Genomic DNA, 20,054 nt, shown 5'->3' on the forward strand with positions numbered 1-20,054 from the left:
ATATTTTTAACGTTTATCGATTTTTTTAACGACTGTATCCCCAATAAATTGAAATAAAAAGACAATTAAAACAATAATCACCGTTGCACAAAGAGTAATTGCATTATTGTAAGACAAAAATCCATCGGTATAAGCTAATTGACCTAAACCACCAGCTCCAATTGCCCCAGCCATCGCTGTATAGCCAATCAACGAAATGGCCGTTACGGTTATTCCAGAAACCAATGCAGGTAAACTTTCTGGAATCAAAACTTTAAAGACTAATTGCCAACGTGAAGCACCCATGGCTTGAGCTGCTTCTAATACCCCACCATCAACTTCATTAAAAGCAATTTGAACCAAGCGAGCATAAAATGGTGCAGCTGAGATTACAAGTGATGGAATAGCTGCCTTTGCTCCTGTAATTGCCCCAACTAAAACTTGTGTCACGGGTAAAAGTAAAACAATCAAAATGATAAAAGGAATCGAACGAAAGACATTAACGAATAATGTAACTATGATATTTAACAAACGAACTGACCATTTTTTGCTGCCATTTGTTTGATAAAGTATCAATCCTAATAATAGTCCTAAAATCGTTACAATCACTACCGATAAAACGGTCATCCAAATTGTTTCCCAAGTTGCTGCTAAAATATTTGACCAGTTAACTTCTTGAAATTGAAAATATGATGCAAATCCTGTGCTATTCATGAGTAATCACCTTCGTTTCTACACGCATGTTAGCGAAAAATTCTAACGCCGCGTCAATTTGTTTTTTAGGACCCAATAATTGGACAAATAACGTTCCAATCGTGGCCTTTTTATCAGCTAATTGATGAATCGATCCTTCTAAAATACTCAATTGTACTTCTGGAAATTCGCGAATAACTTCTGTCACAACTGGCATTTGAACTTGATCGCCATGAAAACGCAACTGCACCAAAATACCATCAGGATATTTGTTTAACAATTGTGTAGCCACTTCTTTTATATCTGCACTTTGATTAGTGTCTACTTCGGCATTAACAAAACGCTTGGTTAATTCTTGTTGTGGATGATTGAAAACTTCAATAACAGGTCCTTGTTCAATAACTTGACCAGCTTCCATCACTGCTACTTTATCTGCCAAACGGCGAATAACATGCATCTCATGCGTAATGATGACAATAGTCAAACCTAACTTGCGATTAATATCTTCTAGTAAATCTAACACTTCATCGGTTGTTTGTGGATCTAAAGCACTAGTAGCCTCATCTGAAATTAAGATATCTGGATCATTGGCCAAGGCTCTTGCAATCCCTACCCTTTGCTTTTGTCCGCCTGATAATTGTGCCGGATAAGCGTGCATACGTTCACCCAAACCGACTAATTGTGCTAATTCTTTTGCTTTTTTGGTTCGTTGCTCTTTAGCCACGCCGTTTAGTTCTAACGGAAACATGATGTTTTCTAAAACGGTTCGTGACCATAACAAGTTAAAATGTTGGAAAATCATTCCGATTTTTTTACGCTTTTCTCTTAGTTGCGCTCCTTTAAGTGTGTCGATTCGTTGTCCATCGATTAAAATTTCTCCACTTGTCGGCGTTTCTAAACCATTTAGCATGCGAACCAACGTACTTTTCCCAGCCCCAGAAAAGCCGACAATTCCATAAACTTCACCTGTTTGAATCGTCAAATTAACATTTTTAACAGCCTCTAGCGTGCCATCTTTAGTTTCGAATCTTTTAATAATATTTTTTAACTCAATCATCGCTACCCTACTTTCTTTCTAGCCCATTTTTTTGCAAAAAAAAAGTTTCCATCCAAGTAAAGGACGAAAACTCGCGGTACCACCTTATTTTGCCAATGATTCACACCATCAGCCTCTACAACTTCAAACAAAGTCGTTAATTATATCGTATTAACTACGGACCGCCAGCTTTCACCGTCGATCAAACTCAGAGCTCATCTTCATTCGTTTGTTCCATCCTTCTTTTCAGCAACTGAAGGTCTCTGTCAATGGACTGCCCGAACTACTCTTCTCTTCAACGTTTAAAATATTAACTTGTTAATGATTCGATATTAACTTTAAATTTTTCATTTGTCAACTACTATTTTAATTTTTTTCTCACAACTTGGTTTACTATCTACAAATCATGTTTCTAGCCTTGCTTCATACATTTTAGCTTTTCATGTTTAACTTTATCTTTAATAGTTTTAATCAATATTTAATGATTTTAAAATTCTTTGTTAGTTATGCTATAATAAATGAAATTTAACCTAAAGGAGGCTTACTCATGGGATTACCAGCTAGAAAAGATATTCCTAAAGAATTGACTTGGGATGTCAGTGCTCTTTATAAAAGCCAAGAAGAGTGGCAAGAAGACATCGTTTTAGTCAAAAAACTCGTAGCTAATTTAAAAAAGGATTTTACAGGCAAATTAAATAATGCTTTTACCATTCAAAGTGCTTTACATGCCCTTGAAACAATCACACAAAAACTTTCATGGATCGAGCATTTTGCTTTCTTACAACAAGCTGTCGACATGACCGATCCAAACGCTAACCAACTCTTACGAACTTATAGTCAACTCGATGCAACGCTTAGCTCTGAATTAACCTTTGTAGAAACCGAAATTTTGGCTAATTCAGACCAAGTTTTAGATGAAGTCAGCTCTGCTCAACCACGCTTTGCTAGCGTTATTCGTCACTTCAAACAAGCTAAAAAGCATCGCCTTAGTCCTGAAGTTGAAAAAACCTTAGCAATGCTTAATCCAACGCTTAACGGCCCAGAAAATTTATATACGACTTGCCGTGCTGCCGATATGGATTTTGAACCAATCACATTGGATAAGCAAACTTATCCATTATCCTTTGTCTTATACGAAAACACTTATCAATACAGCCCTGATCATAAATTGCGTCGTGCTGCGTTTAAAGAATTTTCTAAAACCTTACGCCGTTATCAAAATACGATAGCAGCCAACTACTACAATCACGTCAGCACCGAAAAAACAATCGCTACTTTGCGCGGCTATGATTCGGTCTTTGATTATTTGTTAGATAAACAAGAAGTATCACGTGAAATGTTTACACGTCAAATCGACATGATCATGGATGGTTTAGGACCCGTCATGCAAAAATACGTCAAGTTAATCGCTAAAAAGCGTGGCTTAAAAGAGATTACCTTTGCCGATTTACAAATCGATTTAGATCCTGATTTTGCACCTAAAGTTGCGCTCAAAGAGGCTCCAGCTTATACATCTAAGGCCTTAGCACCTTTAGGCTTAGATTATCATGACATGATCATGCAATCTTTTAAAGAACGCTGGGTTGATTTTGCATGCAATGCTGGTAAAGAAACCGGTGGCTTTGAAACAGATCCTTATGGCACACATCCTTATATTTTAATGTCTTGGACCGATGAAATGGCTGATGTTTACACCTTATTACACGAATTAGGTCATGCTGGGCAAGCCTTGTTGACGGCGGCTAATAATTCAATTTTAGCCTGCAATCCATCGACTTATCTAGTTGAAGCACCATCAACCTTTAACGAATTATTGTTAACCGATTCCTTAGCCAAAGATACTACCGACTTACGCATGCAACGCTATGCTTATTGCAAGACGTTGACAAATACCTATTACCATAACTTTGTCACTCATTTACTCGAAGCCGCCTTTCAACGTGAAGTTTATAACCTAATCGATCAAGGGCAAGGCTTTGATGGTCCAAAACTTTGCGAGCTTAAAAAAGCTGTGCTCAAGCGTTTCTGGGGAGATACCGTCAAAATCGATGACGATGCTTCTTTGACTTGGATGCGACAATCACATTATTATATGGGACTTTATTCTTACACCTATTCAGCAGGTTTAACCATCGCAACTCAAGCATTCTTAAGTTATCAAGCTAATGGTTCTAAACAAATCGCTCGTTGGTTAGATTTCTTGAAACTAGGTGACCAACAACCACCACTACAAGCTGCTTTAGTAGCTGGTGTTGATATCTCAACTAGCGAACCACTCGCTAACACGATTGCCTTTTTAGATCAGACTGTCGATAAAATCATTGATTTAACAGCTCAAATCGACGCTAAATGATTTTTTAATTTGACTTTTATAAACTTTAGGACCGCTAGTATTTTGGGCGGTCCTATTTTTTGTAAACATTTTTAGCTCTTTTTTGATTTAAAAGTCCAATCAAAAACCCCCATCACTGGAAAAATCCAGTAAAGAGGGCTTTAATCTTTGCGCTACATCAACGTATCACTCATTTTTTTAATTTAACACATATTTTTCTATGGCCATAGCTACACCATCATGATTATTATCACTAGTAATCGCATCGGCAGCTTTTTTAACCGTTTCGTTTGCATTGCCCATCGCAACTCCTAAACCGGCTAATTCAATCATCGTCAAATCATTGTTTTGATCGCCTAAAGCTAGTATTTGCGAATCTTTGATGCCTAATTTGTGGGCTAATTCAAGCACTGCTTGACCCTTATTGGCCTTTTTGTGCATAAATTCAAAGAACCATTCCTCACTTCTAACCGTATAATACTTTTGACAAAGTTCAGCATCAAAATATTTCATGGCTTCATCTAACACAGCTGGTTCATCAACTAACATAAACTTAGCTGCGTTCGTACAGGTAAGTTCCTCACTTGAGCGATAATAAAGGGGCATCTTCGTATAAAATGCATCCATCACGGTATATGGACTAATATTTGCATCGATTGTGTATAACTTAGAATCAGCAGTTACAATTTGGGAGCGCACATGCGCTTGCTTACTGATTTGTAAAAGTTCTTGATAATCGCTTTGACTCAAAAGGTTCGCAAAGACAATCTTTTTTTGTCCAATATTTTCACCTTGAGCCCCATTATATGTAATCGCATAATCATCATCACTTAATAACTCGAGTTCATTTAGATAATCTTGAATCCCAGAAACCGGACGTCCTGTACACAAGACAATATAAACGCCTTTTTGTTTAGCTTTTTTGATTGCTTCTTTAGTTTTGAGCGAAATTCGCTTATGATCATCGACTAACGTACCATCGATATCGATGGCAACTAGTTTAATTGCCATGACAAATTTACCTCACTTATTTTTCAATTATTTTCCCTTATATTATTATAAAAAAAAATCAAGTTTAAGCCAAGAGACTAAAACTTGATTTTAAAAGTTAATTTGGCTTGGTTAAACCTTGAGAAATCCGTGTAATATTAGTTTGCATCATCTTGTAATACGTATCTGCTTTCGAGCCTTTAGCCCCCAACGAATCGGTATAAATTTTAGCATAGATTTTAACACCTGTTTCGTTTGAAACTTTTTGCATGGCCTTAGGCGACACTGAACTTTCAACAAACAAACTTGCCGGTTTATTTTGCTTGATTTTAGCCAAAACTATCTTAAGCTGTTCGGGTGTACCTTGTGCTTCGGTATTTAATGCCCAAATATATGCGGTTTGTAAACCGTATGCTTGGGCAAAATATTCCATCGCACCTTCAGACGTCACTAACAAACGCTGCTGTGGTGCAATCTGAGCAAAGGCTTCTTTAGCATAGGCATCTAAATCGGTAAGTTTAGCTTGATATTTTTGAGCATTTTGACGGTAAAATTTAGCATTTACAGGATCTTTTTTTGCTAATATCTCACTTATATATGCAACATAACGCTTGCCGTTAGCTAAACTTAACCATGCATGCGGATCTGGCTGGTCAGCATGCAAATAACGCACCTTAGCTTGTGTACTTGCGGCAAAAACATCTTGACCAAAGCGTTTATGACTGGCTTGAACCATTTTTTTAAACCAACCATTACCGCCTGTTTCAAGTTTTAATCCGTTGTAAAAAATCACATCTGCCCCAGCAACTTTAGCAATATCTTGGGGCTTTGGCTCGTATTCATGTGGATCTACACCTGGCTTGACGATACTGTAAACATCAGTTTTCTCTTGCCCGACATTTTTGACTAAATCAGCTAAAATTGAGTTAGTCACGACTACTTGTAATTTACCGTCATCTTTTTTTAATGTTGTCGTCTTTTCTTTTTGCTCACTAAACCAAAACACTCCACCAATCAAAAATGCCAAAGCCACTAAACAAATGGTTAATTTCTTAATCATCTTTTATGCCCCTTTTACTTGAACTTTAATAAGCCTTGCTTAGGCGCGATCCAAAAAGTCACCAAAAAGATTGCTGCTGCAACCAAAACAATCGCTGGACCAGAAGCCCAATTAAAAGTATAGCTGAAAAACAAGCCTAAAAAGGCTGCACTAGCACCAAATGTTGCTGCTAATATTAACATTTTTACCAGATTGTTTGTCCACAAAAAGGCCGTAGCAGCTGGTGTAATCAACATTGCCACAACTAAAATGATTCCGACTGTCTGCAAAGCCGACACGGTCACCAAAGTCAATAACAGCATCAATGCATAATGTAATACACGTGTATTTAAGCCATAGGTCTTTGCGTAAATAGGATCAAATGAACTAATTAACAGTTCCTTATAAAACAAGACAATAAACAAGATAACTACGGCTAAAACAAGCACGGTACTCCTCAAATCACTACCGCTAACCGCTAGCACATTGCCAAACAAAATATGATGTAAATTAGCGGTACTTTCAGCTTGAGCAATTAAAATAAAGCCTAATGCATAAAATGCACTAAAAACAATACCGATAGAAGTATCGGTTTTAAGCTTGCTTTTTTCGGCGATAAAGCCAATAACTAAAGAAGCTAAGATACCAAAAAGAGAGGCACCCAATAAAAGATTAATGCCAAAAATATGGGCTAAAGCAACTCCGGGCAAAACAGAATGTGAGATTGCATCTCCCATCAAAGCCATTCCTCGCAAAATAATGAAACAGCCGACTAAGCCAGCCATCACCCCAACTAATAAAGATGCTATTAAAGCACTTTGTAAAAAGCCATAGTGTTGTAGGCCATCCAAAAATTCACCGATTACTTTCATCATTGCTCTTCCTTTCTTGTAAACAAAGTCTGGGCCAAATCCATATTAAATGCTTGGGCAATATTTTCCTTGGTATAAACCTCTTTAACTACGCCTTTAGCCAAAATCCCTTGCTTTACAATCACTAACTCATCAAAGTAATCATAAACTTTACTCAAATCATGATGAACAATGATAATAGTCTTATTTTCTTTTTGCCAAGCCTTTAATATTTTAATGATTTCTTGTTCGCTTTTTAAATCTATTCCGACAAAAGGCTCATCCAAAATGATGACTTGTGCATCTTGCACAATTGCACGGGCAACAAATACTCGTTGTAATTGTCCGCCAGAAAGCTCGCCAATTTGACGTTTAGCTAAATTCGTTAAACCAACCGCTTCTAGTGCTTGCCATACTCTTTTTTTATCTTGTTTTTTAGGATCTTTAAACAAACCCAAGCGACCATAACAACCGCTTAAAACAACTTCAAAGACGTTGATTGGAAAACTTAAATCTAATTCTTTACGTTGTTCGACATAAGCAATTTGTTTACGAACCTTTTTTAACGGTTTTCCTTGATAAGTGATAACTCCACTTTTTGAACTAATCAATCCTAGTGCAGCCTTTAACATAGTCGATTTACCAGCACCGTTTGCTCCGATAATTCCAGTAATTTTACCGGGGGTAAAGCTAACTGACAAATTTTCAAATACCGGTGTATCATCGTATGTAACGGTTAAATTTTCTATATTTAACAAGCTTTTTCCTCCTAGTTTTCGGGTAACCTAAATTTCTTTTTAATAATACCATATAAAGTTGTTTTTTTAAACAAACTTTTTCTCTTAATAAAAACTTAAAATAAATATTGAGCAAATGTATTTTGAACAATATAACTTTATATTATACTGTAATCGTATTCTTAATTATAAAAATTTTTGGAGGTTTTCTAAATGGAAAAAGTTGTTATCGTTGGTTCAAATCATGCTGGTATCGCTGCGGCTAATACCTTATTAGATAACTACGCTGATAAACAAGTAGTCTTAGTTGATCGCAACACCAACCTTAGCTATTTAGGTTGTGGTACTGCTTTATGGGTAGGACGTCAAATCGATTCTTACCGTGATTTATTTTATACTTCAAAAGAACAATTAGAACAAAAAGGTGCACAAGTTCACTTACAAACAGAAGTGCAAGCGATTGATTTCACTAACAAAATTATTAAATGCTTATCTTTAAAAGATAATACTAGCTTTGAATTAGACTACGATAAACTAATTCTTGCGACTGGCTCTCGTCCTATCACACCAAAGATTGATAATAGTGATTTAGCCGGCATTCATTTCTTAAAGCTTTTCCAAGAAGGTCAAGCAGTCGATGCCGCCTTGGATTTAGAACACGTTAAACGTGTGGCTGTTATCGGAGCAGGTTATATTGGTGTTGAAATTGCTGAAGCGATTAAACGCCGCCAAAAAGAAGTCCTCTTGTTTGATGCAGCGCCACACTCACTTTCTAGTTACTATGATCCCGAATTTGCTAACTTGATGGACCAAAACTTGACCCAACACGGTATCGAATGTCACTTCGATGAAATCGTGACAGCTTATCACGGTCAAGATCACATCTCACAAATCAGCACGACTAAATGTCAATATCAAGTCGATTTAGTCATCAATGCGATTGGCTTTTTACCAAATGCACCTTTTGGAAAAGACCATCTCAAGCTCTTTAGTAACGGCGCTTATTTAGTCGATGAACATCAACAAACAAGCGATCCTAATGTCTATGCAATTGGAGATTGTGCCACAATTTATTCAAATGCCTTGCAACAAACCAGCTATATTGCATTAGCTTCAAACGCTGTACGCTCAGGAATCGTAGCCGCCCATAACATTGGACAATTTGGTAGCGTAAGTGCTCCTGGGGTTCAAGGTTCTAACGCTATTTCTATCTTTGATTTAAAGCTTGTCTCAACTGGTTTATCCTTGGCTGCAGCGCAAAAATTTGGTATTGAAGCTCAAGTTAGTGACTTTGAAGACTTACAAAAGCCAGTCTTTATCAAAGACAACTATCAAGTCAAAATTCGCATTGTATTTGCAAAAGATTCACGTCGAATTTTAGGTGCACAATTAGCTTCTAATGAAGACGTTTCTGGTGTTATTCACATGTTTTCTTTAGCAATCCAACAACAATTAACAATTGATCAGCTCAAATTGTTGGATATTTTCTTTTTACCACATTTCAATCAACCATATAACTATATTACGCAAGCTGCATTACATGCTAAATAGCAAAAAAGTCGTCTGGTATTTGCCAGACGACTTTTATGCTTCTTGTTTTTCCAATGCTTCTGCTTGATTTTTTTGACTAAGAGCAATCAATTCAGCTACTTTAATAACGGTCTTAGTCAAGGCTGTTTTAGTTTGTAAAAATTCAGCCACACTACAAATTTCTTCGATGCGTAAACCAGAAGAATTTACGGTTGGTGATTGGACCACTAGGTAGGCGTTGAGTTGGACTTCTTGTTGTAAATCATCAAAGAAGTTATCCACACGTTTAATATTTTCAAACGGCAAATTGATAATCCCACTTTCGATTTGTACAAGAATAGTTTGCTTAGAGTAATTCAAGGAAGCCTCTACGCGTGCTAATTTATCCTTAGCAACCATTGTTTGAAATTGCGTCCATAAACGGTTACAAATTTCTTCAATGCCCAATTGTTCAATTTCTTGTGCACTGAATGCAAGCTTTGTTTGTTGATAATCAGCTGCACTAACTTTTTCAATAAAATCCTTAACTACTATTTGCATCAAAAAAACCACTTTCTAAAAAATTATGTATAATTCCGTTTAAAAAACTGCTAATATACTTTATACCATAGTTTAAAGTAAAAACCAAGTTTCTTTACTTTATCTCTTTTAAAATTGTTTTTGACAATTTCCAAAAAAACTGCTAGTGTCAAAGTATACAGCAATCTTGGAGGAGCTTTATTTGAAAAAACATAGTAAGCCTAAACATGCTAAAACTAAATCAATATTTAGTAATTTAATATTATTAGGTTTGATCTGTTGTCTAATTGCAATTTGTTGTTTACGTTTGTTCAATCAAAAACCAACGTCTACTTCATCTTCAACATTAAAAACAACTACACTTAAAACAAAGAAGACAACATCTAATCAAAAACAACAAGAAAATACCGTGATGCGCACTCCAATCGATTGGCAACAATCTTCACAAACGACACCTTATCCAGACTTAAATCAAGTCAGCAATTTTTGGGTTAAGGTCAGCATCAAGAAAAATCGCACCTACCTGATGTCTGGTAACGATGTTATCTATACGATGTATTCGACAGCTGGTGCTTATTATACAGATGAAACTACAGGCAAAAAAGTCAGCTATACTCCTACTGGAACTTTTTATATTCAAGCCGAACGTGGTGATTCTTTTTTCAATAACGCCCTAAACGAAGGCGCCAATAACTGGGTTTCTTGGCTGAACCATGGTGAATATCTTTTCCATTCGGTGCCAACCTTACCAGATGGCAGCTACAACTTGACAGCAGCCGCCAAACTTGGCAAAACACCTGATTCTCACGGCTGTATTCGGTTAAGTGTTCTTGATTCAGATTGGATGTGTCACAATTTAAAAGTCGGCACTAAAGTCGTCATCGTAAATAACTAAAAAATCTGCAGTAACGTCTAGTTATTGCTCTTTTACAATTTTTAGGACTGCTAGAATTTCTCTAGCGGTCCTAATTTGTTTGCGTTTAAAAAACAGTAAATAAAGCTCAAAAATCAAAATTGATAAGTTTAATTTTTAGTGACTACGCAAAGCTTTGATCAAGAACCAATAAAAAATAGCCCTGAAATAACGAGGATTCATTATTTCAAGGCTATTTTTGAAGTGACTTATCTCACTTCTTGCTTAGTCTTCTAAAAATTCTAAGAAGTTATCATCATCGGAATCTTTACCATGAACCACGACATAAGTCTTTGGCTTGATATTTTCCATGATCCATTTGGCATCAGGTTCACTCAAACGAATGCAACCGTATGCTTCAATATTGTTTTTGCGTGTTACCTTGGTACTTCCCAATCGCTTGGCTTGGGCTTTAATAAAGTTACCGTTTTGATCGACTGGTACGGATTCAAAACGATACATCCCATGACCATCAAAGGAGGTCCAATACTTTGCTCCGTAGCCTAAGGCCGCATTATAATAGCTTTGACCGCGTTGCTTTTGAATCTTAAAGGTTCCAGTTGGCGTTTTTTGGTAAGATTCTGTTGGTTTTTTACCATCGTCATAGTTTTTACCAATCGAAGCATACATCGTATAAAGCGTGTATGGTCCTTGCTTGACATAGACACGTTGTTTTTTAGGTGAAACTTCTAACCAAATGCGTTGACTCTTTTTCTTTAAATGCTTGTATTGGCTCAAATCTGGATAATTTCCACTCAATGAAGGTTTTGTCCAATCGATTGGCGTTACTAGTCGTTGCTTTTGTTGCTTATTGAGACGCTTGATTTTTTTCTCTTTAGCCTTATCAATTTTTTGTTGTTTAGCAATCTTAATTGCATTTTGTTTTTCAGCATTATGGACATGGATATAACTTCCAATCATCAAGCCAACCATCACCACGGCCACTATCCAATAAATAATCTTTATTTTTTTCACGAAATTAGTGCTCCTTATATTTAATCTTTCATTTAAAATCTTAAGCTACATCAAGTTTGACGTCAAATCAAAAAATCAATTAAAACCATACATTTTTTGTGCTAAAAAATAAACGGCTAAGGCTAATTTGCGTCCGGCTTTTCCTGGCATATTCAATCCCTTGCCTACTAAACTTAAACGTAATTTTTGATACAATTTTTGGTCTTTAGTTTCAATGAAATGCCATAGTTGTTCTTTTTTACGTAGGCTTTCATTTGAACCATCTTTTAACAATAGAATCGAAGAAATTGCTGTGATAATTTCAAGATAATTAAACAAATACTTACCAACAAAACTATCAGGTACTACATTTTGGGCATAAAACTCTATCATACGTCGATTGACAAATAATTGCTGATCTATGCGACTAATCATTACTTTTTCATTGACTGATTGATCGCTACGTCCAATAAAATAATGATATAAATCAACGTCTAAATAGTAAAGTTTTTTAGCATAAAATAAGGGCTCAAAAGCATACAAATTATCAACATAAAAAGTATGTGCTGGTAATTGGAATGCCATTTTTTGTAACAATTCTTTACGATAAATAATCGCATGCATTAAAAAATATTTCCCCAGTCTCACTTTGACTCTTGACCAGTCAAAAACTTCTTCTTGGGGTAGCATTTTTGAATATTCCATCGTTTTTTTGTATTTGACGCCTTGCTTATCATAAATATAATTCGTCAACAAAACATCTGGCTTACACTCATCTTTTTGCCAGCTTTCGATAGTGGCAAGGGCTTTTTGATATGCCACTTGGTCTAACCAATCATCGCCATCAACAATCTTGATATAAATTCTTTGAGCATGTTGCAAACCTGTATTAACAGCCTGGCCATGCCCTTCATTTGCTTGATGGATTGTCTTAACAAGACTAGGATAATTAGTTGCATATTCATCAATCATAGTCGCAGTCTTATCAGTTGAACCATCATCTACTAAAATAATTTCAACTTTTTGTCCCCCAACTAATAATGAATCCACACATTTTTTAAATAAGCTTGTGCATTATAACAAGGAACAATAATACTCAATAACTTCACAAAAATCTTATTTCATCTTTGAAAAGATGCCTTTCTTTCCTTAGATCGTGTTATAGCAGACAACACCTTATTATTATACCGCAAAAAAGAACTTGAAAACACAAAAAATCCACATGTGCGCACTATTCAAGCGGCCCATGTGGAGCTATTTTGGTTCAATTAATTGAAACTACTGACAAATTTTACCAATCAAATCACTCGAGTAAAAAAGATTGCACTTAACGATATGCCAGCGAGCTCCACGCGGCTACACGCCTAGTTTTGCTCTTACATTATTTAGCAGCTTTTTCAGCTTCTTCGCGTTCCTTTAAGAAGTTTAAAACAGCTTCGTGTTGAGCGCGACGCTTCTTGACGTTTTTGGAGTTCACTGGACGACGATCGCTAGCTACCCCAACGTGTGTATTTTGTGACATCGAATAAACCCTCCCTTCGACATTCATGCATCTATTCATTTTACAGAAAAATCAAGTTTATTTCAAGTACTTTTCAGTTTTTGACTTATAAAAGACCTGTAAATAAGATTAATACAGGAATTGTAACTACCGATAATAAAGTTGACAGACACATTATCTTGGTTGGAAATTCTAATTCTAAATCATTTAATAAACTAAACAAGACTACTAAACTAGCAATCGGACAACTTACCATAATGATAGTAGCCATCAACGCTTCATGGTTAAGCTCAAACAATTGTAAAAATAAAATGACGACAATCGGAAAAAGTAAGTTTCTAACTAGTACGGCTACCCACGCAAGCATATCTTGCCAACTGTTTTTTAAATCTAATTGACTCAGATTAGTCCCAATAATAATCATGCTCAAAGGCATATTTAAAGCTGTAATATAATCAAAAGTCGTTGTTAAAACTTCAGGAAACGGAATTTGTGCGATAAAAATGATTAAACCAACAATTGAAGCAATGATATTAGGATTGAGTAACGCGCTTTTTAACATTTGTGTTTGCGATTTTTTAACCTTGCCTTGATACATTGCAGCTCCATGCGTCCAGATAAAAATATTTTGTAAAATCAAGTACGGTACCGAATAAAAGACCCCACCGTTACCGACAATTGCTTGAATCAAAGGAATACCTACAAAACCACAGTTTGAATAGACTAGGCTAAAACGCAAAGCATTGCGTTTGACCGGTTGTTTGATCAATTTGGAGCTAAAAATAAGGTTGGCAATTATGATACCTAAGATAAAAACGAGTAAGACACAAAAAAATTCAAGTCCAAACATCGTTAACCTTGCCCAACTAAACTTACGCAAAAACGAATTGATGATCAAAACGGGTGAAACAATATACAACAACAAATTCGTCATGTCTTTAGCCGTTTGTTTATGAATAAAACCAATTTGACTACAAAGCAAACCTAAAATCATCAATAAAAACATAATAACGACTTGCTCGACAGAAACAAAAAACACGCTTAATCCTTCTTTCACTAAAAATCAAAATCTTTCTTATTATATACCTATTTTTAATCAGAAACTATCTATTTTAGTAACAAAAATTGGCTTTTTAAATTCTTAAGATTTTCTAAACAATACCTCAACTTTTTTATAAATAATTCTTTTTTATCCCGTCTTGGTCTTTTTTGTGATAATATTAACTTGTAATAAAATTCAATCATTTTTAAATATCAAAGGAGGAGTTATTACGATTGAAAACGAATTACTACAAGCTTTCTGGTGAAGAAACACTCACCAAATTGGGTAGTTCCCTAGATGGTTTATCACAAAAGGAGGTCGCAAAACGGCAACAAGAATATGGGGCTAACGTCTTAGCTGCCAAGAAAAAAACAACGCTTTTACAAAAGTTCATTGCTCAGTTTAAAGACTTAATGATCGTCATTTTAATGGCGGCAGCTTTGGTTGCAATGATTGCTGGTGAAGTTTCAGATTCGTTGATTATCTTTTTAGTTGTTATTTTAAATGCCGTTTTTGGAGTCTTTCAAGAAGCTAAGGCTGAAAATGCAATCGATGCCTTGCAAGAAATGACCACTCCTTATTCGCGCGTTCGCCGTGATGGTGTAGTTCAACAAGTCAAAAGTGCCGATTTGGTACCTGGAGATATCGTCTTACTTGAAGCTGGTGATATTGTTCCAGCCGACGTTCGCTTATTGAGTGCTAATTCTTTAAAGATTGAAGAAGCAGCTTTAACAGGTGAATCTGTGCCGGTTGAAAAAGATATTGCTACTTTAAGTGAAGAAAATCCCCCACTTGGTGAGCAACACAATCTTGGTTTTATGAACACTAACGTAACTTATGGGACCGCTGAGGCTGTAGTAACCTCAATCGGAATGAACACCCAAGTTGGCCACATTGCCACCATGCTTGAAAATGTTGACAAAGCAGCCACACCTTTGCAAAAAAACATTACTCATTTAAGCAAGGTCTTAACAATCTTAATTTTGGTTATTGCTACAGTCATCTTTGTCTTTGGGGTAATGACACAACGTGAAAGTGTCTTAGATATGTTATTAACATCTATTTCCCTAGCCGTAGCTGCTATTCCCGAAGGTTTACCAGCAATCGTGACGATTACGCTTGCACTTGGTACACAAACAATGGCTAAACGTAACGCCTTAGTGCGTAAGCTGCCAGCCGTTGAAACTTTGGGAACAACAGAAATCATTGCTTCTGATAAAACAGGGACTTTGACACAAAACAAGATGACCGTTGAAAAACTTTACCAAGACGGTCAACTTCAAAGCGCAGCGCAATTTAGTGCTTCACCTGCTAATCGCCTCACACAAATCATGATTTTGGCTAATGATAGTCAAGAAACACCTGATGGTTTGGTGGGCGATCCAACAGAAACAGCTTTGATTCAATATTATTTAGACAATAAATTTGATGTTAAGGCTATTCAAGATTTCTTCCCACGTCAAGCATCATTACCATTTGATTCCGAGCGTAAATTGATGTCTGCTATCGTTAAAGATGACAAAGGTCAACTTTACTTGTTGACTAAAGGTGCGGTTGATGAATTATTACGGCGTGTAACTCAAATTGACGAAAATGGTCAAGTTCGTGCAATCACAACTAAAGATCATGACCAAATTTTGGCTACTAACCAACAATTAGCTCATGAAGCATTACGTGTTTTAGGTTATGCCTATCGTCCATTGACAAGTATGAGTGAGGCATTGACTTCTGAAAATTATGAAAAAGATTTAATCTTCGTTGGTTTAACTGGGATGATTGATCCACAACGTCCAGAGGTTAAAGACGCTGTTAGTGAAGCTAAATCAGCTGGTATTCGTCCATTGATGATTACCGGAGACCATAAGGATACGGCTAAAGCAATTGCTGTGCGTTTAGGAATCATCGAAGCTAATGATGATGAAGGTGTAATTACCGGACGTCAATTAGATGAGTTAAGTGATGAACAACTTAAAAAAGACGTTGCAAAATACTCTGTTTACGCACGTGTGGCTCCCGAACATAAGGTACGAATCGTCAAAGCTTGGCAATCACATGGCAAGATCGTGGCAATGACTGGTGATGGGGTTAACGATGCTCCTGCCTTAAAGACAGCCGACATTGGTGTTGGTATGGGGATTACCGGGACAGAAGTTTCTAAGAATGCTGCTGATATTGTTTTAGCCGATGATAACTTTGCAACAATTATTTTAGCAGTTAAAGAAGGCCGCAAAGTCTTTGCAAACATTCAAAAAGCTATCCAATACTTGTTATCCGCTAACTTAGGTGAAGTGTTGACCTTATTTATGATGACTGTGATGAACTGGTCAATTTTTGCACCTGTGCAAATCTTGTGGATTAACTTAGTTACAGATACATTCCCTGCGATTGCTTTAGGTGTTGAAAAAGAAGAACGCAATATCATGCAAAAGAAGCCACGTGGTAGTCAATCAAACTTCTTATCAAACGGTGTTGGTTCAAGTATTATCTATCAAGGGATCTTAGAAGGTTTATTAACCTTAGGCGTTTACTTGTTTGCCTTGAAATTCCCATTCCACCACTCCGATGCTTTAATTCATGCTGATGCTTTAACCATGGCTTATGCAACCTTAGGTGTTTTACAGTTATGCCACGCATTTAACTGTAAATCAATTCACGGTACGATCTTTACTAAAGAAATCTTTAACAACAAGTTCTTTAACTTAGCTGTTTTAATTTCTGGTATCTTACTTGCGATGACAATCTTTGTTCCTAGCTTCAATGGTATCTTCCATGTTTCTCATTTAGCATGGCAACAATGGATGATTGTTTTAGCTGCTGGTGCATTGCTAATCGTAATCGTTGAAATTGTTAAATTCTTCCAAAGAAGATATTTATATAAAGACTAAAATAAGCAACTAAAAGGATTGATGTGTTAAACTAAGTAGTTCAGTTTTGGAGTACAAAAAGTGAAAATGTAAACCTAAATGAGTATCAAATTGCAACTGAGTTTGATACTCGTTTTTTATTGTTAAATCAACGTTTGTTGTTAATTTACACCACAAAATGTAAGTTAAAATGTATATAAAAATGCGAACGTGAAATAATTATTGTAGGAATGCAAATTGGTGTGTTAAAATGGTTACAATTTACTAAGCAAAAAGGGGTGCATTTTCCTATGCAATTTCTTGAGCCAAAAAATAAGAACGCTAAGTCTGTGGATTGGGAAATATCAGAGCAAGTAAGGGTGATAGTTAAGCAATACGCTGAATATGCAGAGCGTACTGAAAGCGAAGCAGTGGATGAATTCTTATTGAACATTTTAGACGATAAGAAGTTTATTGAATGGATTGCCAACAAGCGAAGTAATAAGCGGATTGTTGAAAAAATGGGTATCAAAGATAGAGTGGGTTGATAGACAATGACCAAGCTTAAAAGATTAGCCACGAAGGAAGATGAAATTGTAGATGTTAAAATTCCGATTTCAAACGAAGAATTAAAAGATAGGGCTAAACAATATGATTTATTAACTCCAAAACGATTTGCAACAAGGTATAACAAAATGTTGTTCTTGCCAACGTCTTTTAAATGGAACGGTTCTGAATATCCCATTCAATATAATTACTGCATCAATCCGTTTTGTTGTAATTTTGGGAAAGAACAGCACAAATTCAAAGATGTAAAAGGGAAACCAAGTCGATATAAAATGACTGGTAGTTCCAAAGATAAAGGTCATAAAGGTATGTACTGCAATGACAATCCTATTGGCAGAGGTGTATCGCAAAACTGTACAGTAACCCCTTTATCTAATTGGTCTGTTGTTGAAGAAATTAAACGCCTTATAGAAATCAATAGCATCCAAGATGTTGAGCCAGATTATCAATTTCATAAAGAAGGCTGCTCGGAAGAAGAATCAACCCCATTCAATGAGCCGAAGCAATTTTACAAAAGGGGGAAAAGTAGGGGCAAATCTCAACGCTATCAATGTAAGGCGTGTAAGAAGTTCACTAATGTTCTACCAAAAAGAGAAGAAACCACTACTTATCACCAACAAAAGAACACCATTCTTCCAATGTTCGCTAAGATGGTTGTTGGAAGGGTTTCAGTCAGTCGTACTTGTGATATTTTAGGAATTGGAGTTGGAACCTACTATCATAAGCTGGAGTGGCTGTATAGGCGTTGTTTGGAGTTTTTAGAACGATATGAGACACAACCCCTTCAAACAAAGAAATTTAACGAGATGTGGCTTAATACGGACAAGATGCACTACTACCTAAATAACGTCCGTAAGAAAGGACAAGGTTCAAAGAAATATACGGGGTTTGAAGACCTTAATATGCAAACGTATATAGTTGTATCTGCTGAGGTCTTATCAAGATATGTGTTCCGTTCTGATGTTGCCTATGATTGGAATATTTCAATGGATGAATTAAATGAAGATACAAGAAAATTCAAAGAAGACCATCTCAATACTTTTAGTCGTAAAAATGATAGGTTAGATTGGTCTTATTATCCACAAGAACCATCCGCTAACGATAGCGAAAATAGGAATGCTTATCTTCACGAATTAGGGAAAATTACTAATAGGAGTAGATTTGTCGATGGTTTAAATGTTGATGCTCCTTATACTACAACTGCTCACTATTGGTTAATTAAACAAATGGTTAATGCCGACGAATGGCGAATGATTAGTGATGATGACTTCTCTATTAGAAACGCCTTTTATAGAGTATTCACGAAAGAATTAAGGTTGAGCGATGCACATCATTTTATTTGCCAAGTTAACAAGACGAAAAGCAGAAAACAATGCTTAAAAGAATTCGGACAAGCAAAAGCAGAACTGCTCGATTGGGGAGATATCAGAGGATTCAAAACAAAGTTTCTACGGACTTTGGCATCTCATTATCTAACTGAATTACTAACAAGTCATCAATTCCACGAAGAGGCTATTAGTAAAGATGGAGAAAGATATCGCAAATATGCCGATAACCCTATCAAACATCCATTAGCCACTAAGGATAAAGGATTTTATTCAGTTGATTGTAGAACGGATTTATCTGCTCTGGAACCAAACGAAATCGCAAAGATGCTATTAAATGTTAATGACCATTCGACCAATAGCTTTATTCAACAGATAAGACGTTATATATCATCTCTTGAAAGACCATTAACAACAGCTCGTGGTGATAAGAAGAGCTATATTTACGCTAACTTCAATCCGAAGTATGCTCAATTTGCGATTACAATTCTAAGAACTTACTACAACTTTTGTCGCCCTTTTAAATCAGCGGATAAAAAGGTTTTGACACCTGCTCAAAGATTAGGGATTACAGATAAACAATTTGATTGGAAAGATATAATTTATTTCAAATGACAAAAAGAGCTTGGAGTAATCCCAAGCTCTTGTGCTTTATCTTTACTGTTCTTCTTCAATTAACGCACCCGTTAACTCAATAAGTTTTTTCTTTCATATACATGAAAATAGTAGTTATACGGATTTTTATCATTCTTTATCCCTTTTTGGGCAAATACCTCATTCCATTCCTCATAATTCACTTCTGGAAAAAAAGTATCTCCTTCGAATTCATGATGTATTTTTGTGATGTACATTTTCTCAACATAAGGGAAAAACAAATTATAAATCTGTTCTCCTCCGAAAATAAAAATTTCTTCTTCGTTTTTACATAACTCAAAAACATCTTCTATTGAATGAACAATTTCACAACCATTAAAGGTAAACCCCTTATCTCTCGTCAGAATAATATTTCTTCTGTCAGGTAAGGCTCTTCCGATTGATTCAAGGTTCTTCCTACCTAATATTATCGGATGTCCCTTTGTAGTATTTTTAACATATTCCCAGTCCTTGGGAATCCTCCAAGGAATGTCATTCTCTTTGCCAATCACTCTATTCTTATCCATCGCAGCAATCAAAGAAACTTTCATTTATAACACATCCTTTTTA

18 protein-coding genes and 1 other annotated feature are annotated in these 20,054 nt (G+C 35.9%); of the genes, 6 read left to right on the forward strand and 12 right to left on the reverse strand.

The features are described from left to right. Nucleotides 1-6: 6 nt before the first annotated feature. Nucleotides 7-693, reverse strand: coding sequence for a methionine ABC transporter permease (locus QM017_RS07185; RefSeq protein WP_282709287.1), 687 nt, complete (start codon nt 691-693; stop codon nt 7-9). Next, nucleotides 686-1,729 (reverse strand): ATP-binding cassette domain-containing protein, encoded by a 1,044-nt coding sequence (locus QM017_RS07190; protein ID WP_282709288.1) that lies wholly within the window; start codon nt 1,727-1,729, stop codon nt 686-688. Before QM017_RS07190 ends, QM017_RS07185 begins: the two co-directional genes overlap by 8 nt. 56 nt (nt 1,730-1,785) lie before the next feature. Continuing rightward, nucleotides 1,786-2,016: a binding site (T-box leader), on the reverse strand. 239 nt (nt 2,017-2,255) lie between these two features. Here QM017_RS07190 and pepF point away from each other — a divergent pair. Continuing rightward, nucleotides 2,256-4,061, forward strand: a complete 1,806-nt coding sequence (gene pepF, locus QM017_RS07195; protein WP_282709289.1) for an oligoendopeptidase F — start codon at nt 2,256-2,258, stop codon at nt 4,059-4,061. 177 nt (nt 4,062-4,238) lie between these two features. Here the strand turns inward: pepF and yidA are convergent, their stop codons facing one another. The 4 genes from yidA to QM017_RS07215 all read right to left on the reverse strand — a co-directional run bounded on the left by yidA (nt 4,239) and on the right by QM017_RS07215 (nt 7,678). Beyond that, nucleotides 4,239-5,051, reverse strand: a complete 813-nt coding sequence (gene yidA / locus QM017_RS07200; protein WP_282709290.1) for a sugar-phosphatase — start codon at nt 5,049-5,051, stop codon at nt 4,239-4,241. Between the two features lie 97 nt (nt 5,052-5,148). Next, the gene (locus QM017_RS07205; RefSeq protein ID WP_282709575.1) at nt 5,149-6,087 is read right to left on the reverse strand and encodes a zinc ABC transporter substrate-binding protein; all 939 of its coding nucleotides are present in this window, start codon (nt 6,085-6,087) and stop codon (nt 5,149-5,151) included. A gap of 17 nt (nt 6,088-6,104) precedes the next feature. Next, complete coding sequence (locus QM017_RS07210; protein WP_282709291.1) at nt 6,105-6,941, reverse strand: metal ABC transporter permease; 837 nt, start codon at nt 6,939-6,941, stop codon at nt 6,105-6,107. Further along, nucleotides 6,941-7,678, reverse strand: coding sequence for a metal ABC transporter ATP-binding protein (locus QM017_RS07215; RefSeq protein ID WP_282709292.1), 738 nt, complete (start codon nt 7,676-7,678; stop codon nt 6,941-6,943). Before QM017_RS07215 ends, QM017_RS07210 begins: the two co-directional genes overlap by 1 nt. 192 nt (nt 7,679-7,870) lie before the next feature. On the opposite strand from QM017_RS07215, the gene QM017_RS07220 reads away from it, so the two are divergent. Then, nucleotides 7,871-9,208 (forward strand): FAD-dependent oxidoreductase, encoded by a 1,338-nt coding sequence (locus tag QM017_RS07220; RefSeq protein ID WP_282709293.1) that lies wholly within the window; start codon nt 7,871-7,873, stop codon nt 9,206-9,208. 33 nt (nt 9,209-9,241) lie between these two features. Here QM017_RS07220 and QM017_RS07225 read toward each other — a convergent pair whose 3' ends face one another. Then, nucleotides 9,242-9,727: a hypothetical protein gene (locus QM017_RS07225; RefSeq protein ID WP_282709294.1), complete on the reverse strand. Its 486-nt coding sequence runs from the start codon at nt 9,725-9,727 to the stop codon at nt 9,242-9,244. Between the two features lie 181 nt (nt 9,728-9,908). Between QM017_RS07225 and QM017_RS07230 the strand changes: the two genes are divergently transcribed. Continuing rightward, a complete protein-coding gene (locus QM017_RS07230; RefSeq protein ID WP_282709295.1) occupies nt 9,909-10,601 on the forward strand; it encodes a L,D-transpeptidase in 693 nt (230 codons plus the stop codon). A 243-nt stretch (nt 10,602-10,844) separates the two neighbouring features. Here QM017_RS07230 and QM017_RS07235 read toward each other — a convergent pair whose 3' ends face one another. The 4 genes from QM017_RS07235 to QM017_RS07250 form a co-directional block, all read right to left on the reverse strand. Further along, nucleotides 10,845-11,594 (reverse strand): L,D-transpeptidase, encoded by a 750-nt coding sequence (locus QM017_RS07235; protein WP_282709296.1) that lies wholly within the window; start codon nt 11,592-11,594, stop codon nt 10,845-10,847. 75 nt (nt 11,595-11,669) lie between these two features. Next, on the reverse strand, nt 11,670-12,623 hold the full coding sequence (locus tag QM017_RS07240; RefSeq protein ID WP_349238480.1) for a glycosyltransferase: 954 nt from the start codon (nt 12,621-12,623) through the stop codon (nt 11,670-11,672). Between the two features lie 331 nt (nt 12,624-12,954). Further along, nucleotides 12,955-13,095 carry a hypothetical protein gene (locus QM017_RS07245; RefSeq protein ID WP_282709297.1) on the reverse strand — a complete coding sequence of 47 codons (141 nt, stop codon included), beginning with the start codon at nt 13,093-13,095 and terminating at the stop codon, nt 12,955-12,957. A gap of 85 nt (nt 13,096-13,180) precedes the next feature. Then, nucleotides 13,181-14,113: an AEC family transporter gene (locus QM017_RS07250; protein WP_282709298.1), complete on the reverse strand. Its 933-nt coding sequence runs from the start codon at nt 14,111-14,113 to the stop codon at nt 13,181-13,183. A 236-nt stretch (nt 14,114-14,349) separates the two neighbouring features. On the opposite strand from QM017_RS07250, the gene QM017_RS07255 reads away from it, so the two are divergent. The 3 genes from QM017_RS07255 (at nt 14,350) to QM017_RS07265 (ending at nt 19,466) form a co-directional block, all read left to right on the forward strand. Next, complete coding sequence (locus QM017_RS07255) at nt 14,350-17,001, forward strand: cation-translocating P-type ATPase (RefSeq protein ID WP_282709299.1); 2,652 nt, start codon at nt 14,350-14,352, stop codon at nt 16,999-17,001. Between the two features lie 269 nt (nt 17,002-17,270). Next, a complete protein-coding gene (locus tag QM017_RS07260; protein WP_001159903.1) occupies nt 17,271-17,507 on the forward strand; it encodes a hypothetical protein in 237 nt (78 codons plus the stop codon). 6 nt (nt 17,508-17,513) lie between these two features. Further along, nucleotides 17,514-19,466, forward strand: coding sequence for a hypothetical protein (locus tag QM017_RS07265; protein ID WP_000163792.1), 1,953 nt, complete (start codon nt 17,514-17,516; stop codon nt 19,464-19,466). Between the two features lie 71 nt (nt 19,467-19,537). Here QM017_RS07265 and dfrG read toward each other — a convergent pair whose 3' ends face one another. Further along, nucleotides 19,538-20,035: a trimethoprim-resistant dihydrofolate reductase DfrG gene (gene dfrG, locus QM017_RS07270; RefSeq protein WP_000868795.1), complete on the reverse strand. Its 498-nt coding sequence runs from the start codon at nt 20,033-20,035 to the stop codon at nt 19,538-19,540. Between the last annotated feature and the right edge of the window lie 19 nt (nt 20,036-20,054).

Origin of the sequence: Ligilactobacillus sp. Marseille-Q7487, from assembly GCF_949152225.1 — a bacterium.
Taxonomy (GTDB): domain Bacteria; phylum Bacillota; class Bacilli; order Lactobacillales; family Lactobacillaceae; genus Ligilactobacillus.